Origin of the sequence: Planococcus dechangensis (assembly GCF_042654465.1) — a bacterium.
Taxonomy (GTDB): domain Bacteria; phylum Bacillota; class Bacilli; order Bacillales_A; family Planococcaceae; genus Planococcus; species Planococcus dechangensis.
Window position 1 is genome coordinate 1,840,974 of record NZ_JBHSGL010000005.1, and the last position, 18,184, is coordinate 1,859,157.

Annotated in this window: 20 protein-coding genes; 5 read left to right on the plus strand and 15 right to left on the minus strand. The window is 49.3% G+C overall.

Going from position 1 to position 18,184, the window contains the following annotated elements; genetic code table 11:
* Nucleotides 1-17: 17 nt before the first annotated feature.
* The 5 genes from proB to ACFO5U_RS12270 form a co-directional block, all read right to left on the minus strand.
* Complete coding sequence (gene proB, locus ACFO5U_RS12250) at nt 18-788, minus strand: glutamate 5-kinase (RefSeq protein WP_377279349.1); 771 nt, start codon at nt 786-788, stop codon at nt 18-20.
* Between the two features lie 508 nt (nt 789-1,296).
* A complete protein-coding gene (locus ACFO5U_RS12255; protein WP_377279350.1) occupies nt 1,297-1,593 on the minus strand; it encodes a hypothetical protein in 297 nt (98 codons plus the stop codon).
* Between the two features lie 71 nt (nt 1,594-1,664).
* Nucleotides 1,665-2,699, minus strand: coding sequence for a hypothetical protein (locus ACFO5U_RS12260; protein WP_377279351.1), 1,035 nt, complete (start codon nt 2,697-2,699; stop codon nt 1,665-1,667).
* Between the two features lie 222 nt (nt 2,700-2,921).
* Nucleotides 2,922-3,995: a branched-chain amino acid aminotransferase gene (locus ACFO5U_RS12265; protein ID WP_377279352.1), complete on the minus strand. Its 1,074-nt coding sequence runs from the start codon at nt 3,993-3,995 to the stop codon at nt 2,922-2,924.
* 116 nt (nt 3,996-4,111) lie between these two features.
* Nucleotides 4,112-4,726 carry an NUDIX hydrolase gene (locus ACFO5U_RS12270; protein ID WP_377279353.1) on the minus strand — a complete coding sequence of 205 codons (615 nt, stop codon included), beginning with the start codon at nt 4,724-4,726 and terminating at the stop codon, nt 4,112-4,114.
* A 153-nt stretch (nt 4,727-4,879) separates the two neighbouring features.
* On the opposite strand from ACFO5U_RS12270, the gene ACFO5U_RS12275 reads away from it, so the two are divergent.
* Nucleotides 4,880-5,638 carry a purine nucleoside phosphorylase YfiH/LACC1 family protein gene (locus ACFO5U_RS12275; RefSeq protein WP_377279354.1) on the plus strand — a complete coding sequence of 253 codons (759 nt, stop codon included), beginning with the start codon at nt 4,880-4,882 and terminating at the stop codon, nt 5,636-5,638.
* A gap of 403 nt (nt 5,639-6,041) precedes the next feature.
* Here the strand turns inward: ACFO5U_RS12275 and ACFO5U_RS12280 are convergent, their stop codons facing one another.
* Nucleotides 6,042-9,143, minus strand: a complete 3,102-nt coding sequence (locus tag ACFO5U_RS12280) for a DEAD/DEAH box helicase (RefSeq protein ID WP_377279355.1) — start codon at nt 9,141-9,143, stop codon at nt 6,042-6,044.
* Nucleotides 9,144-9,305: 162 nt separating this feature from the next.
* On the opposite strand from ACFO5U_RS12280, the gene ACFO5U_RS12285 reads away from it, so the two are divergent.
* A complete protein-coding gene (locus ACFO5U_RS12285; protein WP_377279356.1) occupies nt 9,306-9,755 on the plus strand; it encodes an SRPBCC family protein in 450 nt (149 codons plus the stop codon).
* A gap of 136 nt (nt 9,756-9,891) precedes the next feature.
* A complete protein-coding gene (locus ACFO5U_RS12290; RefSeq protein ID WP_377279357.1) occupies nt 9,892-10,650 on the plus strand; it encodes an SDR family oxidoreductase in 759 nt (252 codons plus the stop codon).
* Between the two features lie 225 nt (nt 10,651-10,875).
* Here the strand turns inward: ACFO5U_RS12290 and ACFO5U_RS12295 are convergent, their stop codons facing one another.
* Nucleotides 10,876-11,325 (minus strand): potassium channel family protein, encoded by a 450-nt coding sequence (locus tag ACFO5U_RS12295; RefSeq protein WP_377279358.1) that lies wholly within the window; start codon nt 11,323-11,325, stop codon nt 10,876-10,878.
* Nucleotides 11,326-11,567: 242 nt separating this feature from the next.
* Here ACFO5U_RS12295 and ACFO5U_RS12300 point away from each other — a divergent pair, with 242 nt between their 5' ends.
* Nucleotides 11,568-12,104: an ECF transporter S component gene (locus ACFO5U_RS12300; RefSeq protein WP_377279359.1), complete on the plus strand. Its 537-nt coding sequence runs from the start codon at nt 11,568-11,570 to the stop codon at nt 12,102-12,104.
* Nucleotides 12,105-12,235: 131 nt separating this feature from the next.
* Here the strand turns inward: ACFO5U_RS12300 and mqo are convergent, their stop codons facing one another.
* The 3 genes from mqo to ACFO5U_RS12315 all read right to left on the minus strand — a co-directional run bounded on the left by mqo (nt 12,236) and on the right by ACFO5U_RS12315 (nt 14,993).
* Complete coding sequence (gene mqo / locus ACFO5U_RS12305; protein WP_377279360.1) at nt 12,236-13,765, minus strand: malate dehydrogenase (quinone); 1,530 nt, start codon at nt 13,763-13,765, stop codon at nt 12,236-12,238.
* Between the two features lie 308 nt (nt 13,766-14,073).
* Nucleotides 14,074-14,343: a hypothetical protein gene (locus tag ACFO5U_RS12310; RefSeq protein WP_377279361.1), complete on the minus strand. Its 270-nt coding sequence runs from the start codon at nt 14,341-14,343 to the stop codon at nt 14,074-14,076.
* 77 nt (nt 14,344-14,420) lie between these two features.
* A complete protein-coding gene (locus tag ACFO5U_RS12315; protein ID WP_377279362.1) occupies nt 14,421-14,993 on the minus strand; it encodes a DNA-3-methyladenine glycosylase I in 573 nt (190 codons plus the stop codon).
* 84 nt (nt 14,994-15,077) lie between these two features.
* Between ACFO5U_RS12315 and ACFO5U_RS12320 the strand changes: the two genes are divergently transcribed.
* On the plus strand, nt 15,078-15,623 hold the full coding sequence (locus ACFO5U_RS12320) for a hypothetical protein (RefSeq protein WP_377279363.1): 546 nt from the start codon (nt 15,078-15,080) through the stop codon (nt 15,621-15,623).
* Between the two features lie 42 nt (nt 15,624-15,665).
* Here the strand turns inward: ACFO5U_RS12320 and ACFO5U_RS12325 are convergent, their stop codons facing one another.
* The 5 genes from ACFO5U_RS12325 to ACFO5U_RS12345 all read right to left on the minus strand — a co-directional run bounded on the left by ACFO5U_RS12325 (nt 15,666) and on the right by ACFO5U_RS12345 (nt 18,177).
* Nucleotides 15,666-15,881: a hypothetical protein gene (locus tag ACFO5U_RS12325; RefSeq protein WP_377279364.1), complete on the minus strand. Its 216-nt coding sequence runs from the start codon at nt 15,879-15,881 to the stop codon at nt 15,666-15,668.
* Between the two features lie 30 nt (nt 15,882-15,911).
* Complete coding sequence (locus ACFO5U_RS12330; RefSeq protein ID WP_377279365.1) at nt 15,912-16,112, minus strand: hypothetical protein; 201 nt, start codon at nt 16,110-16,112, stop codon at nt 15,912-15,914.
* Between the two features lie 131 nt (nt 16,113-16,243).
* Nucleotides 16,244-16,468, minus strand: coding sequence for a hypothetical protein (locus ACFO5U_RS12335; RefSeq protein WP_377279366.1), 225 nt, complete (start codon nt 16,466-16,468; stop codon nt 16,244-16,246).
* 36 nt (nt 16,469-16,504) lie between these two features.
* A complete protein-coding gene (locus ACFO5U_RS12340; protein ID WP_377279367.1) occupies nt 16,505-16,744 on the minus strand; it encodes a hypothetical protein in 240 nt (79 codons plus the stop codon).
* A gap of 131 nt (nt 16,745-16,875) precedes the next feature.
* Complete coding sequence (locus ACFO5U_RS12345; RefSeq protein WP_377279368.1) at nt 16,876-18,177, minus strand: MATE family efflux transporter; 1,302 nt, start codon at nt 18,175-18,177, stop codon at nt 16,876-16,878.
* Nucleotides 18,178-18,184 lie beyond the last annotated feature (7 nt).

Here is an 18,184-nt window from a genome sequence, read left to right on the forward strand (position 1 = left end):
TTTCGAATTTCTGTTGCTTATGCCAATTCTTTCATCGGTTTTGCAATATACGTACCGTCGCCTTTGCCGTCCATGATATCGACAAGCTTTTCGCTGCCTTCGCCTGTTCCGATAAAAACGTCCACGCCAAAATTATGCGCCGTTTTGGCGGCTTCGACTTTGGTCTTCATGCCGCCTGTTCCGACATCCGAGCCTGCTCCTGAAGCACCTGCTATCAATTCGTCCGGAATGGTCGTCAAATGTGTATACTTCTCCGCATCCGGATTGGTTTTTGGATTGTCTGCATAGATGCCGTTAATGTCCGTCAAGATGATCAATTGATCGGCATGCACCAGTCCGCTGACAAGCGCCGACAACATGTCGTTGTCGCCGAAGGTCAAGTCTTCGACCGCTACTGAATCGTTTTCGTTGAGGACCGGCATGATGCCGCGCTCCAATAATTTTGAAATGGTATCGTTTGCTTTCATATATAAGTCTTTCGTCAACAATAATTGCGCAGAGACGATATCATGATTTTTGAATTCTGTCGCATAGGCTTGAGCCAACAAGCTTTGCCCCACCGCTGCGGCCGATTGTTTGTCCACTACTGTATCCGGACGGGATAGATAGCCCATGCTTGTGCATCCGGCTGCCACTGCCCCAGAGGAAATCAAAATGACGTCATGTCCTTCTTCTTTCAATCGGGCCAATGCTCCGACGTGTTCGCGCAACTTCGTGATGGACAATTTTCCATGACTGTCCGTCAGCGAGCTGCTGCCAATTTTAACTACGATTCTTTTCTTTTCCATTGTTACAGTCACCACCCGATTTTTGATAAATGAATGAGCTCTCCCATTAATGATCAAAAGCGGAAGAACCCGGTCTCCGTAAAACGCTATACAATGGCTGATTTTCGGTTTCTGATAATAAGAATTATTATGCACTCATATGCATTTTAAGTCAACCATTAATTTTACAAATACTTATAAAGCGGTTTTTAAGAATCTTCAACTTGCATATTTGTGTATATTTATTCAAGAGACTCTAATTTATATCAACCATTTCTGGTTCCGGAGCCGACGTGCGCAAAAAGAAACTCTTTTCCTGCAATTTGCGGATATTTTCTTTAATCGCAACACGCCGATAGTAAGTGGCAAGTGTAACATAACTAGAGAGTATATCAAGCTGACAAGGGGGATTTAGCCTTATGAAAGGGCTTACAAAAATTAATAAACATAGGCCAAAAGTATCTTTCAAGGGTTACTAAAAGCCCGAACCGTAAGGGGTTCGGGCTTTTTCCACGGCTATGGCTTTATTTCATTCTAAAGTACCATCGTATATCACGCCTTGTTTACCGAGGTGGATCAACTCTAGGCGCTGTGTATCTTTTACGTAAACGCTTTTGTATACTTTTGCTCCCGTTGCGTCCTCAAAAAACAATACACGTGTGCCGTCATTATCGGTTTCCACTTGTGCTTTGTATTCCGACACATCGATGCGCTCGGAAATGAGAAGGTATTCTTCATACCCGTGCAAGGTGTGATCTTCGCCTGAACAGCCCGCCAACCATAATGTCAGCGCTAAAGCCGTTAAAGCTACTACGATTTTCTTCATTATGCAGCCAACCTCCGAAAGTTTTTTTCATCCTTTCCAGTTTAGCTGAAACTGTATTGCTTCTCCACTGATCATTGCGGCGGCGCAGTGCCCCTCTGGCGCTTCGCTGCGCGGCGGTATCCTTGAACCACATCGCTTAACGCCCCCACGATCATCATTACTACGATAGCACCGAAAATCCATGTGAGCGCGTTCGTCCCTCCGAATGTCTCAGACAAAAATGCGGAAAACTCCGGGTTGAGCAACTCAGAATTGGTCAAGACAAGGACAAACACTAATACCGAAACCGTCTGCACGGCAGCATTGAATGTAGCGAGCCGGAAATTCCAATAGCCAGCACGCCATTGCCAAATGGCAAGCGCCAATTCCAATACAATGACGAGCGCAACGAACGGCCAATAAGATATGAGCACGTCCTGGTTGAACATCGCCATCTGAAAGCGCAAGCCTTCCCCGTCGTCTGTATAGATGCCGAGCACTTTATCGGCATTGAAATAAACTGTCGTCCAAATGACCATCCAGATCAAGCTGCCGAAAATTTGGCTTTTTGCCACTTTGGCTTCGACGGGTTCCAACAAACTTTCCTGGCTTTCCCATTGCTTCAAGTCTTCCGGCGTCCACTCTTCCATCGTCAATCCGAGCGGCGTTTCCACGCCCGATTTGTCCGCCCAGTCTATGAAGGCGACTACAAGCGTAATCCAGAACAAAGTTTGCATAATCGTATTAAGGATTGCGCTGATGATATTGCCGATCAGTGAACCGAGTACATTAAACAGCGTTTCGTCTTGCCCAATCCCTGAAACGATGCCGACGATGGTTACCACAATGAGCGTCACCAGCACCGCAATTGGGATGATAAGCCGCAGCAGCCGGACATACAGATCGAAATAACGCGGCCCGATCAAATAGCGCCTCACTTTGCCATACTGCTCAGCCATCAATGCCGGATGACCGAATTCCTGAAGCACTGTCCGCTCTTCGCTTTCACTGCTGCCATCTGTCAGCCGTTCTGACAGTTTGCGCCTGAGGTCTGTCTCCGCTTTGCCGCGACTGTTTTTTGGCAGCCGCTCGAGCACTGCGTGAATATACCGATCGCTTAATTTCATGCCTCCATCTCCTTTGAGCTTGACTATTAGCTTCATCATGAAGGATTTTTTTGGAAATTACAATAAAGAAGTCTAATAATTCAGACTTTTATACCTATAAGCAAATCGCTTCTTACTCCAATAAACGAAAAAACCGGCTCCTTAAAAAAGGAAGCCGGTGATTCGATTAATAGGTTATTTCCGGAGGATTTCACTGTCCTCAGGGATTGCCGGGATGGTACTTTATTTTACTTCCACCGTCCAGCCAAGCGTGTCTTCCACTTTGCCCGTCTGGATGCCGGTGATGGTGTCATAAAGCTTTTGCGACAATTCGCCGATTTCATGATTGTTGATAATCATTTTCTTGCCTTGCCAGTTCAATTCGCCGACCGGAGAGATGACCGCAGCCGTACCTGTGCCGAATACTTCTTCCACTTTTCCGGCTTGGTAGGCTTCGTACAACTCATCGATCGCCATGCGTTTCTCGGTCACCGGGATGCCCCATGAATTCAATAGCTCGATGATCGACATGCGCGTGATGCCTTTTAGGATACTGCCGTTGAGTTCTGGCGTAACCACTTCCCCATCGATTTTGAAGAAGATGTTCATGCTGCCGACTTCTTCGATATAGCGCTTTTCAACACCGTCGAGCCATAACACGTCCGCATTGCCTTCTTTTTTGGCATTTGCCTGCGCTTGGTAACCGGATGAATAGTTCCCCGCTGTCTTCGCCATCCCCGTGCCACCTTTGACCGCACGTGTGAACTGGTCTTCAACGTGGATAACGACCGGTTTCAAGCCGCCTGTGAAGTACGAACCGACCGGTGACAAGATGACCATATATTTATAAGTCGCAGACGGGCCGACCGCCAAATTCGCATCGGTCGAGATGATGTAAGGGCGGATATAAAGCGAAGTGCCCGGTGTTTTCGGTACCCAATCCTGCTCGAGTTTGATTAATTGCTTCAGATGCTCCAGCACCAATTCCTCATCAATCGCCGGAATGCTCAAGCGTTCGCTCGACAAATTCAGACGCTCGAAGTTCTTCTCCGGGCGGAACAATAAAATGCGCCCGTCTTCTGTCCGGTAGGCTTTCATCCCTTCAAAAACCGTCTGTCCGTAATGGAAAATCATTGCCGCTGGATCCAAGGAAATCGGGCCATAAGGAACGATTTTCGGGTCATACCAGCCTTTTTCGGTATGATACTCCATGATGTACATATGATCGGTAAACGTTTGGCCGAACGCAATCTGGTCCTGTGCCGGCTTGTCTTTTTTCGCAGTATTCTCGATTACTTCCAATTGATAAGTCGTCATGGTCATATCTCCTTTTAATGCAATAATTTTAGTTTCACTATTTCGCATAATTATACACATGTTCAAGGACGCTGAAAAGGCTGTAGGCGAAATTCACCGAATATCGGCCGAATGGCTCAGCGGATGACTTCCATGAAATGCATCAGTATTTTTGCGGTCAGTCCCCAAATGACGCGGTCTTCGTATATATAGAAAAATTCATCCACTTGGCGGGCGCGCCAACTGTAGTTTTCGCCCCCTGCAATCAAATCGTAAGGAAAACTTTCTTCCGGCTGGATATCAAAATCGATGCGGTACACACGCGGTTCGTTATCCAGAAAAAACTGAAGCGGCACCGTGAAGACCGTATCAACTTCCTGTGGATTCGGCGTAAACTCCGTGTGGGGATCGATAAAGCCGGCAAATGAGTAGACGATCATGCCAAACGGTGAAACGATGTAATCGAGCGGGAACACATTGCTGATTGCCGTCTTTTCAATGCCGAGTTCTTCCATTGTCTCACGCAAAGCGGTCTCTTTTTCATCTTCATCGCCGCGGTCGATCCGGCCGCCTGGAAAACAAATCTCTCCCGGTTGCCGCCTCATTTCAAATGAACGCACTTCAAATAGAATATGGACGCCGTCTTCTTTTTCTATGAGTGGCAGCAAAATCGCATATTTAGAGAAATCCCGGTTGCCGAGCACTTCCGGCACGCGTCCTTTGACCTTTTTCAAAATCTTTTCCGGTTCCATGCCATCACCTCGATTTTCTTTCCTCTTATCTTACCAAACAATGGCCAGACAAAGCTTATCGACCGCTCCGCCAATGAAAAAAATTCTGCCGTCCCAACAGTCCATTGGCGAAGCTTTAGCCGAGCCGCTACAATAGAAGCGGAGGGGATTTAGATGAACCAAAAAAATTATATCGATAACGATTCCTATACAGCAGGTATGACCATCAAAGACCTGCACACCGGCAGCCACAACAACTTGGCGCTTCATGCGGGAATTGACCGCGCGCATTCACTGGCCAATCGCGAAGCATTGTTGTCGACATTCGGTTATACGATTGATGACTTGGTATGCGCCAATCAAACCCATAGCAGCCATTTCCAGAAAGTCACCCGTGCAGACGCCGGAAAAGGCGCACGTACGATCGAAGATGCTATTTTGGACACTGATGCGCTGTACACACGTGAAGCCGGCCTCGTTCTCAGCAGTTTCGCCGCCGATTGTGTGCCGGTGACGTTTTATCACGTTACGGAAGAGTTGGTCGGCGCTGTTCATTCGGGTTGGCAAGGAACCGTGAAGGAACTCGTTCCTCAGCTGTTTGCGCATTTGACCGATCATGAAGGATGCGATCCGGCAGGGTTCCGCGTGCAGATCGGCATGGCGCTCAGCCAGGAAAAGTTTGAAGTAGACGAGGATGTCTGCTTGAAGTTCAAAGCACTCGGCTATGCTGATCCGTTCATCGAATTTAATGAGGCGACTGGAAAATACCATATCGATAACCAGCTGACTGTCAAAACCCAGCTTGAGCGCGCAGGCGTCCTTCCGGAACATATCGATATCGACTGGAGCTGCACTTATATGAGCCCGGACGGCTTCTCGTACCGCGAGGACAAGCAATGCGGCCGCCATATGGCTTATATTGTTAAGAAATAATAAGAAAATCTCTTCCGCATGTCGGAAGAGATTTTTGCGTTTTAGAGTAATTACTGTTGGTGGCTAGAGTTTTTTTGTGTATTTGAGAAATCATTGATCGTTTTTCACTAAAGCAATCGCAGCCTCGCTTGGGGTTGAGCTTTCGCCATGAGCCAGAAACCCGCTGTCTCATTGCTTCGCTTCACCCGTAAGCGCGAGGCGGCTTGACGATTTCGTTGTGTTTAATTTGTGAAAGGGTGTCCTCTACTTTTCTTTTCACTTGGCTAGAATACGCTTAGTTGGACGAGTATACGCTGGTGAAAACTGAACTGTTTTTGATTTCTTTGGATTCGACAGGTGGAACGGTGTCTGAATGCAACGAAATCTCAACTTCACATTGTTTCTCATACTATCCGTATTTCATTTAAATCATCAAAATTTCCCGGATGTCTTCTTCGCTCATCGCGCTTATGGCTTCCGGCCCTGACTGGATCATTTCATCCACCAAGTCTTGCTTGCGCAGCTGCAGGTCGTACATCTTGTCTTCGATCGTCCCTTTTGCCACCAGACGCAGCACTTGCACTTCCTGGGTCTGCCCCATTCGGTGTGCGCGGCCCGCTGCTTGCTGTTCGACTGCCGGGTTCCACCACAGGTCGTATAAAATGACCGTGTCGGCACCAGTCAAATTGAGGCCGGTTCCGCCCGCTTTCAAGGAAATCAAAAACAGGTCCTCTTCGCCTTCGTTAAAGCGGTCGCACAATTCCACGCGTTCTTTCGGCGGCGTCGCTCCGTCCAAATAGAAATACGAGCGGCCGGATCTCAATAAAGACTGGCCAATGAGGCTGAGCATGCCGGTGAACTGGGAAAATACCAGCACACGCCGGCCGGTCAAGCGGGCTTCTTCCAAAATCTCCATCAATTGATCGAATTTCGCCGAACCGCCTTTATAGTCTTCTACAAATAATGACGGATGGCAGCATAATTGCCGCAAACGCGTCAATCCCGCGAGAATGCGGATGCGGTTTTTGCGCATGCTCTTGTCGCGCAGATGCTTCAGAGCTTCGTGGCGCAGCTCTGCCAGGTAAGCGGTGTACAGTTTCTTCTGTTCTTCGTGGAGCTCGGAATGCTCGATGCGCTCGACCTTTTGCGGCACTTCCCCGAGCACTTCGGCTTTTGTGCGGCGCAACAGGAATGGGCGGACGCGCTTGGCGATATCGGCATTGCGCATTTCCGCAAATTGGTTGCGGTCCGGCAGCAATGCCGGAAAAACGACATGAAAAATCGACCACAATTCATCTAGCGAGTTTTCGATTGGCGTTCCGGTCAAGGCAAAACGGTGGCGCGCGTTCAATTCTTTGACGGCTTTTGCGGTTTGCGTTGCCGGGTTTTTGAAGGCTTGCGCTTCATCAAAGAAAATCGTATAGAATTTCCAATCTTTATACGCCCCACGGTCCATCCGCAGCGCAGGATACGAAGTGATATAAACGTCTGCCGGCTGTTGGAGCGCCTTTGTGCGATTCGCTTTCGCCCCGTCGACGATGACGGTCCGAATGTCCGGTGCAAACTGTTCGAATTCCGCGCGCCAATTGTACATGAGTGATGACGGGGCAACGATCAATGCCGGTTCATCGCTGGCCCGGATGTCGCTCAGTACCGACTGTAAGAAGGCGATGCTTTGGACAGTTTTCCCGAGCCCCATTTCATCGGCTAATATGCCGCCGAAACCATATTGCGCAAGCAGGCGAAACCAGCTGAACCCACGCTGTTGGTAATCACGCAAAACAGGCGCCAATGAAGGCGGCAGCTGTTCGGTGCGTGTCCACGGATGGTGCAAATCTTTCAAAAGCCGTGCAAACTCCGTCCCGGTTTCCGCCAGCTCGTATTGTTCCAATGTGCCGGTAAGCCGCATGCCTTCGAGCAACGGCACACGCTGCACGCGTTCAAAATTGTCTTCATCGATGTTCATCGTCTCCAAATACTCTTCAAACGCTGCCATTCCTGGCGTTTCCAAAGACATTAACGTACCGTCAGGGATGCGGAAATAGCGCTTTTTTTCCCTGATGGCGCGGATGATGCCACGCAATTCGTCTTCCGGGATGCCCCCGAGGTCGAAACGGAACTCCAGCCAATCGGTTCGGTCTTTCGGCAAATTGACGCGTATTTTCGGGCCCGGCAAAGTTTTCTCGATGCGCAGTTTGACCGATGTCGTCGCATAGACGTCGAGCCATTCTTCCAGCAAGGGAACGGTGTCGAATAAAAATTCGTATTCCGCTTCCTCGTCCTGCAAATAAAATCCACCGTCCGTGCGGGTAAGCCGTCCGGAGTCCATTAACTTCATGATCGTCTGCTCTTTTGCCAGCTGGCGAAAAACGCCTGGATACTGCCGGTACGTTCCTTCCGGTTCTTCGCACGGGTTGATGATAAGCTGGCCGTAATGAAATTCCAGTCCGGCAAGCAGGCGATTGCGCACGCGGTCCAAGTATAATTTTGCGCGCAGCGGCGTCTCCCCTAATTTTTCAATCGCCCCTTCGGTCACGATGACCGGCCCGAGCTTTTCGAGGCCCGGCAGGACAGTCTTCATCATATGCCCCACTTGGCTTTCTTCAATCGGCAGCTCTTCACCGGCACCTGTCATCAATTCCTGCAGTCCCGATAAGCGCTTCATGTCAGTCGCGGCCGGTTGGACAATCGCTTCTTCGGTGATGGCCATTCCGTATTTCGGAAAAACTTGCAGCTGATCCAAACCGCGTACGATAAGGCGGTATGCACCGGCTTGATGATCCAAGCGGAACGATACCGGCAAACTATCGGTCACGCGAAGCGGCAACATCTCGCCGAGCGGATTTTCGAATTTGACATGCGCCATATTGCGCAGCAGCGGCAACAAATGCTCCCAATCGCTCGCAGATATGATCAGTGTGCCGTTGTCAGCCGGTTGGGAATTGCTTTTCTCTAAATACTGAAGCACATCGAGCACCGGCTGTTCGAGTGAGTGGCGGAGCGGGTCATACAGCTCTATGCCTTGGCCATTCGCCAAAGCAGCAGCAAAGCTTGCCGGATGCCGGACGTTTTTTAAAATCGCCGTGCCGCTGCGGAATCCGACGGCTAGTACACCGTCGCCTCCATTTTGCACGACCACTTCGACATGATAAGGCACGCGCCGGTCAAAACGGTGCAGCCGCGCAGCAGGTTTGGCATCTTCTTGGAATAGCCCCATCATCTGTTCGGCAAGCGGGCGTTCCCGGTGCCCGAGTTCTTCTGCGGCGATCATGACCGCTGCAATGTGATGGCAATATGTATGGATAAAGCCGACAGGCGGACAGCTGCATACAGCGTTCACGGTCCCTGCTTGGGAGCGGGTCAATGTGACATGAAACAAATCGCGCCCCTCGACGACGCCTGTGACGCATTTGTCATCCGCTTGTTCAATGCGGACTTTTCCGGCCATGTGAAAGGCCTGGCCTTTTTTATAGGCAGCCTGGCCGCATAATTTACGGATATGATTGTCGCTGAGCCAAAATTCCATAGCTGCCCTCCTTTCTCCTGAATGGTGATGTATTGTCTTCATTATCGGGCATGCTGCGCTCGCCTTCAAGCGGATGAGCTTTACATAGGCAGTGCTTTCGACTTATAATTAACTTAATTTTCAGATATTTTTTACTAGCTTGATTGCAGAGGGGGAAAAACAATGGCTCGTGCTCATCAAAGCCTATTTATCCAAGCGCCGATCGACGATGTTTTTCAGTTCGCCAAGAATCCCGAAAACTGGACGAGTTTCTACAACCATTTATCGAAGCCGGAGAAAATCGACGGGACCGGTGATGCGGGCACTGAAGTCGATACGGTATTTTCCATAATCGGCTTGCGCTTTCCTGTGGCCATCAACGTCATCCGCTGTGAACGCATCGGCCAGGAAGGTTTTTGGGAAGGCATCATCACCGGCAGCTTTATCGCCCATCAGAAGAGCCATTACCGCGCCATGGACGGCGGCACTGAAGTCACGTTTGAACTCGAAATCGACTTGCCCGATAGCGCATTCGACCGCTTCACCGAGCGCCTCGTCTATGACCGTTTGGAAAGAACCACATTGCGCCATACGCTGGAAAACCTGAAAGCCGCCTGTGAACTGGAGCGCTGATATTTTTCTTTTATGAAATGGCGGAAGACCCGTTGCCAAATCACCAAGGCAAGCAGCTTGCTTTTGGAATTGGGTTTACAAAATTCTCAACCTAGAAAGGCCACATATATTAACGGAATAAGAGAGGATGAAACAAATGAGATTAGCAGGTAAAGTAGCAATCGTCACCGGTGCAGCGTCCGGCATGGGGAAATCCATCGCGACTTTGTATGCGAAAGAAGGCGCAAAAGTCGTCGTCTCTGATATTAACCAACAAGGTGCAGACGCAGTCGCCGAAGACATCAAAGCGCACGGCGGTGAAGCCATTGCCGTGGCGTGCAATGTCGCGAAAGAACAAGACATCCAGACACTTGTCGACAGCGCCGTCGCTGAATTCGGCACGCTCGATATCCTCGTCAACAACGCTGGCATCATGGATAATTTCGAAGCGGCCGGCGATATCGATGACGACAGTTGGGAGCGGATATTCGCCGTCAATACGACCGGCGTCATGCGCGCCACACGAAAAGCATTGAAAGTTTTCCTTGAAAAAGGCTCAGGCAATATCATCAATATCGCCTCTGCCGGAGGGCTGCAGGGATCGCGAGCAGGTGCCACCTATACTGCCACGAAACATGCGGTCGTCGGCTTCACGAAAAACACCGGCTTTATGTACGCCAATAGCGGCATCCGTTGCAACGCGATCGCACCAGGCGGCGTCGAAACCAATATCGGTTCGACGATGACCCATATCAACGAATTCGGCATGGGCCGCACGCAACCCGGCATGGCCGTCAATCCGCGTATCGGCAAGCCGGAAGAAATTGCTTACGTCGCCTTGTTCCTCGCATCCGATGAATCGAGCTTCGTCAACGGCAGCATCATTACGGCCGATTCCGGCTGGCTGGCTTATTGATGAATATGACGGAAACCCCGTGCGCTAAGTTCGGCGCACGGGGTTTTTTCCATTAAAAAACACCCCAGCCACAAGGGCGGGGTGTATCGATAGCTGCGGCGTATCAGGCCACGCTCCACAACGTGTTTCCAATTAAGGGTGCCTGTCCGTCTTATGCAGCTTAGCTCATCGCGTAGTTAACAATAACGGATGCTGCCCCTTCTGTCAATCTTTTGATCGATCAGCTTAATTTTCCGACTTCCCCGATGCTTCCGCTTCTTCTTGCTCCACTTCGCTTTCTTTTCCGTTTCCGGTTAAAACTTTGGCGAAATATGCCGCAGGCAGTAATAAGCCAATTGCGGCCTGAACCAGTGAGAAAAAGCGTGCACTGCCCACCGGCACAATGTCTCCGTAGCCGACCGACAGCATCGTCGTGCCACTGAAGTACAAATAATCCCAAAAGCTTTCCGCCCCGTCATCCCCTTCTGCAGTGGCGATGCGCAAAATATCATTCTGAGTGCCGAGTACGTAGTAAAGCACCGCAAACCCGAACGTAATGCCGACCAAGGAAAAAAATAATTTTTGGAAAAGCGGCGGATGAAAATGGCTGTTTTTGAATTTGCGGCCCGTGAAAAAGAACCACAGATTCGCAAGCATCAACAAAATGGTCAGTCCAATCAACACTGTAGCAAGCATGCAACCGATCCTTTCTTAGGGCCTGTTTGTTTTTCATATTAAAAGCAACGCTGGAAAATTGCCACTCCCCGCCTGTTTAAATTATTCAGATTTTAAAGCCTTTCAAACTGACCCCTAAAAATACTTCAGTATTGATACTTTCAACTGGGTCAATTCCTTGCTAAAGTAATCAAAAACTACATGACGTTGCTTGTAGGCTATCAGCTCTCTAAGCGACCGGAAAAGAAAGAAGGAATCATTCCATGCAAAGAACTACAACTTACTCCAGCGGACGCACGTATAGCATGATCATCACGTCGATGCTCATCGCGCTCGTATTCGTTGCGACGCTGCTGCTTAATATTCGCCTGCCGATCGCAGCAAATGGCGGGCTGGTCCACCTCGGCACAACGATGCTCTTCACAGCTGCGCTCTTGTTCGGGCCGAAAAAAGGCGCAATCGCCGGTGCGGCCGGCATGGGGCTCTTCGATTTAGTGTCCGGCTGGACGCTATGGGCACCGATTACGATCATCGCACGCGGACTGCAAGGCTACCTTGTCGGGAAAATCGCCTGGTCTGGCGGACGCAGCGGCGATAACTTTGGCCTTAACATTTTGGCCTGTGTCTTGTCGATTCCGGTCATGGTCGCCATCTACTATATTGGCGAAGCGATCATCTTCAGCAGCTGGATCATCCCTGCTGCATCCATCCCGGGCAACCTCGTCCAAAACGCAGTCGGCTTGATTCTTGCGATCCCGCTCGTTGCGGCATTAAAGAAAACGCCTTACTTCAGAAACTAAATTGCAGTCCAACGCACTTCTGTTATCCGGAAGGGCGTTTTTTTATTACCCAGCTCTCTAAGGTGACGAACAAGCCCGCATTCAAAAAGAAGCCCGCCGATGAAATCGGCGGGTTTCTTTTGTGTAATTCCTTAAATTTGAGGGGTCAGATCTTCCGGTGAATGGTCAGCCGGTTTTACTTCGTTCAACTCGAGCACTTCTGCTGTGTACTGGTGAACGTGCTTCAATAGATCCGGGTTGTCCATCAAGGATTTGCGGTAAGACGGAATCATTTCCTTGAGTTGCGGCTCCCAATTTTCGAGTTCTTCCGGGAAGCAGCGATCAAGAATATCTAGCATAACCTGGACAGCCGTAGAGGCTCCTGGAGATGCGCCGAGCAACGCTGCAATCGAGCCGTCTTCAGCCGTGACGAGTTCCGTACCGAATTGCAGCGTACCTTTGCCGCCTGCCTCGGTATCTTTGATGACTTGAACGCGCTGTCCGGCTACGACGAGGTCCCAATCTTCGCTCTTAGCGGTCGGGATGAAGTCACGCAGCTCTTCCATGCGCTGTTCTTTCGACTGGATGACTTGTTGGATCAAGTATTGTGTAAGGGACAAGTTTTTAGCCCCGCCTGACAGCATCGTCAATAAGTTATTCGGTTTAACCGAGCTGACCAGGTCCAGATACGAACCGGTTTTCAAAAACTTCGGCGTGAAGCCTGCGAACGGCCCGAACAACAATGATTTCTTGTCGTCGATAAAGCGCGTGTCCAAGTGAGGCACGGACATCGGCGGCGCGCCGACTTTCGCTTTGCCGTAAACTTTCGCGTGGTGCTGTTCGATGACTTCCGGGTTTTTGCAGACCATGAACAAGCCGCTGACCGGGAATCCACCGATTTGTTTCGACTCCGGAATACCGGATTTCTGCAGCAGGTGGATGCTTCCGCCGCCGCCGCCGATAAAGACGAACTTCGCCGTGTGCATATCGATTTTGCCGGTTTCCAAATTGCGGACTTTCAGCAACCAACGGCCGTCTTTCATCTGTTTCAAGTCCTGTACCACATGGCGGTAATAGACATTGACGTGTTCTTGGACGAGACGGTCAAACAACATGCGCGTTAGCGCACCGAAGTTGACGTCTGTGCCGGTATCGATTTTCGTAGCTGCAATCGGCTCATTGTCGGTGCGGTTTTCCATGATCAATGGCATCCATTCTTTCAAGACAGCCGGATCGTCGGAAAATTCCATGCCCGTAAAGAGCGGGTTGGCTGCCATCGCATCAAAACGGTTTTTCAGGAAACGGACATTGTCTTCGCCTTGCACCATACTGATGTGCGGAAGCGGGCGGATAAACTGGTCCGGGTTTTTCAGCAAGCCTGTTTTCACTAAATGGGACCAAAATTGCGTCGACACTTGGAAATGTTCGTTGACTTTAATGGCTTTGCTGATGTCCATCGTGCCATCCGGCTTTTCGGTCGTGTAGTTGAGTTCGCAAAGGGCTGCGTGCCCTGTACCGGCATTGTTCCATTCATTTGAGCTTTCTTCGCCAGGGCTTGAAAGTTTCTCGAAGACATTGATTTTCATGTCTGGAGACAACTCCTTCAAGAGAATCCCCAAAGTCGCGCTCATAATACCGGCACCGATTAAGATTACATCTGTATCTGTTTCTCTTTTGCTCATATATACCGTCCTTTTCTATACGCGTATTAGCGGCCTTTACACACTGCCGCTGCCGTTTTAAATCCACCATCTATTGTATGCCTGTATGACACAAAATTTCTACTACTAACACATAATTATATACCATTGTGCTTGCGGATTAAAGAAAATCAGCCTTTCTTCTGCGTCAGCCTGCTGAAAAAGCGGATTTGTCTGCTAAAGGCATAAAATTCAATCTAAACGAGAAGCATTTTAGGGCGGCGTTTATCATTCCAATAAAAAAAGCAGCCGATTTAATGGCTGCTTGGCGCTTTTGAGTTTTTCCCACTTTACCAGCTCGGCGTTGATGCCGCTTTCTTGAACAACGCCATCAATCCCCACAGCATCAGTGTAACTGCCATGAAACTGGCTCCGTACCAAAGCGGGGAAAGGGTGTTGACGAATGCCACTTCTGTCTGCAGCACTTGTTCATTGCCGAGCAGCATTTCGATATTTGGCTGATACATCATCGTTTTAACGTAAGCGAACAGAAACGCCGTCATCCAATACAACCCATGTATAAAAGCTGCCCCGGCTGCTGCTTGCCACAAAAGTTTCATCCGTCCCACCCCTTTTCCATATTTTAGCATAAGGGGTGTTTTCTGAAAACACTAAAATCCAATTGTTCCCAATTTTTTTAGTCAGCGAATTTACGATTGGCGGTATGGAACGGGCAACTGCCCAAATGATCGTCAACCATGCCGATTGCCTGCAAAAACGAATAAGTGGTGACGGGACCGACAAACTTAAAGCCCCGCTTTTTCATGTCTTTGCTGATTTGCACAGATAACGGCGATTGGACGGGAATTTGTGCGTCCGTTTGCCAGTCGTTGATGACCGGTTTTTCGTCCGTATAACTCCACAGAAAATCGGCGAAGCTTGCGTACTCGGCTTTTAAAGCTTGAACTGCCTGCGCATTCGAACGCACAGATTTGATTTTGCCTGCGTGTTTGATGACGCCGTATGTTTCCTTAATTGTTTCTAAGTCTTTGTCTGTCAATGCGGCACAATAATCGAGATCGAAATCATGAAACGCTTGCCTATAGCTATCGCGCTTTGATAGGACAATTTGCCATGACAAGCCAGCCTGTGCCCCTTCAAGCGTCAGCAACTCAAATAAATAACGCTCATCGTGCTTTGGCCGGCACCATTCCTCGTCGTGATATGCCTGCATCTGTTTGTCGCCTTTTGGCCATGCGCATTGCGTCATGTGAACACCTCTTTCGTTTATATTTTTACTGTATCACGTTCAGCAAGATCTATTTGTTATGATGGAGTGAAAGGAGTGATTGGGGTGGAGAAAGACATCGAAGTATTGTTTGAGCAATCGGCCACGGGCGATAAGGATACGCGCTTCCAAGCCTACGAGCAACTCATCAAGATGACGGATCACCCGGTCGACTGGGCTTACGACGTGTGGGATGAACTGGTGGAGCGCTTGGTGCATTCCGACTCCCACCAGCGCTCGCGGGCAGCGCAGTATTTGGCTGGCCTTGCGAAAAGCGATCCAAAAAATCGCATGCTGAACGATTTCCCGAAGTTATGGAACGTGACCTATGACGAGAAAACCGTGACGGCACGTCATAGTTTGCAAGCGATTTGGAAAGTTGGGCTCGCCGGTCCACTGCAAAAAGAATGGATCATCCAACACTTCACCGAGCGCTTTGCTGCCTGCAAAAGCGAAAAGCACCTGACGATGATCCGCGGCGACTTGCTAGCAGGCCTCCGCAAGCTTTTTGATGCCACAGAGGACGAGCAGCTACGCGAGACCGCGCATAAACTGATTGAATCCGTGGACGACGCGAAATACCGCAAAAAATATACCGCCATCTGGAAATAAAAAAGAGGAGCAGATATGCCAGCTCCTCTTTCGTCATACGTGTTACTGCAATTTATCGTTTGAATCCGCATTCTGCTTGTCCATTTCGTTTACTTCGACGTCACGCTGAAACTCTGCCTGTTCATGTACCGGTGCATCGTCCACTTTTTTCGATTTGGTTTTCTTCAGCGCCATCAAAATACTGCCGACGACAAAACCGGTGATGAGCAAGAATAGAACAAAAATGATGATCGCTATCGTCATGCCGTTGAGCTCCATTGTAGTTCCCCCTCTCTATACTTCATTCGTTCAACGCTCGTTTTCCAGCTGCTCGACACGTTTCTCCAAGGCTTCGATGCGTGCATTGGCGTCTGTTGCGGATATTTTCTGCTCGTTGTTCTTTTTCCCCGCATTTCTAATCGATATTACAATGATAGCGATTGCCATCATTAAAAAGCCAAGGATTACAAAGGTCGCGAGGATATCTCCCATATTGATCGTCTCTGTCACAGTTCTAGTTCCCCCTTTTGCCTGCATACTAACTTCTACAGATTTTGCGGAAAACCCTTTTCCTAAAGCTGGTCATATGAAAAAGCCGAACCCCTGTGTTCCAGACGGTTTCGGCTTTGTTTGGTGATACACTATCTCATCATTTCATTGATGAAATACATTTGGTATATAGCAGGCAACAACAGCGCACCCGCGAGGCATAGCACCGCGGCGATTTTCGCTTGTTTTAACAAGCGATGTTCTCCGGTTTTCAATTGCTCAAAAAACGTCAACGCGAAATACAAACTTGCGGCAAACAGCAGTGCCGACACGATCCCCAGCCAACTTCCCGCTCCGAACATTCCGATTTCCGACATCCCGATCTCCCCTTTTCGCAACTCGCTATTTATGGCCTATGCCCCTTGAAAAAAGCCTTGCCAAGATACCATAAAGATAAATAATGCAATCACGACATACGCATAGCCCCAAAACTCTTTCTGGTTTTTCTCGATTTGCTCGAATCCTGCCACCAACATGAACAGCCATGCGAGTAGCATGACCAGTGGCAGCAATCCCATTTTCGAGCTTATTAATGCATAGCCTGCCATGCCGATGACACTTATCTGCAAGACAATGCGGATGATTTTCAGCATAGCTGTTGCCCCCTCATTTAACGCCTTTTTCTGATTCCCATTTTTTACATAATATCATGGTTTCCAGGCTAAAGAAATACAGGGTGGGAATTTTTAACAAGTAATCTTTATAACGGTGATCTCTTTATTTCTCACAAGTAAAAACGCCTGCTTAATCCTGGAACATACAAGGCCAGGAAAACCGACCGGCCGGCGCTGAACGCAATAAATGCCAGCCACAGCCCGTGGTTGCCGAAGGCCGGAACTGCAAGAAAATAGACGGCCAAAAATAAAGCTAAGGCGAACAACATCGATTTGCGGACCGGCGCGGTGTTGGTCGCCCCCGTGAAAATACCGTAGAAGATGATGCCGATGCTCGTGGAAATCGGGAACAGCAACAGCCACATGCTGTAATGATCCGCAATAGCGATAACTTCCGGAATGCCGGTAAACAAGCGGATGACAGGTTCGCTGAGCAGCCAATATATGGCGGTCAAAAACGCTGCTGTGAAAAGTGCCCATTGGCTGGATAAAGCGAGTGTCCGTTTATACAATCCTCCATCTTTCGATCCGACCGCTTTGCCCGACAAAATGCTCGAGGCGTTCGAGAAGCCGTCAAAAAAATAAGCCATCAAATAATGGATTTGAATCAGCACGGCATTGGCAGCCAAGGTTTCCGTACCGAACGAAGCACTTTTATAAGTGAAGATATTAAAGACCGCCAGCAAGCACACGGTGCGGATAAACAAATCCTGATTGACGGCGATCATCTTTTTCAAGGCCGACGCTTCGAAAATTTGTTTCGCCGGCAGCAAATTGAAGGTGAATTGTGTTCGTTTCATGAGAAAGTGGATGCCGAGCAGCATCGCACTCACTTCGGCGATCAAAGTCGCCGACGCCACACCGGCCACGCCCCAGGAAAACCCCACGACAAACAATAAATCCAATGCAATGTTCAATAAGTTCATGGCAATTTGGATCGTCACGGCAAGGCGGATGCACGACATGCCCATGAGCCAACCGAGGATGACGTAGTTGATGAACGTTACCGGCACGCCCCAGATGCGGATATTGAAATAGTCCACAGCTAAAGCTTCCACATCCTCAGCCGGATTGAGCAGCGACATGGCAGTGTTAACGATCGGATTTTGGAGGATCAGGAACATGAGGCCGATGAGCAGCGCAATCAAAAACGGCCGGACAAACGACAAGGTTTCCTGCAATTCATCTTTCGCGCCGAGCGCCTGCGCCGCAAACCCTGAAGTGCTGACACGCAAAAAGCCGAACAGCCAATACATCGTATTGAAAATGACCGCGCCGATTGCGACGCCGCCAAGATAGGCGGGATCCGGCAGCTGGCCGACGACCGCTGTATCGACTGCGCCGAGCAAAGGCGTGGTCACGGTGGAAAACGTTAAAGGCAAAGCAAGCGCCAAGTATTTTTTATGATTCATCCAGATG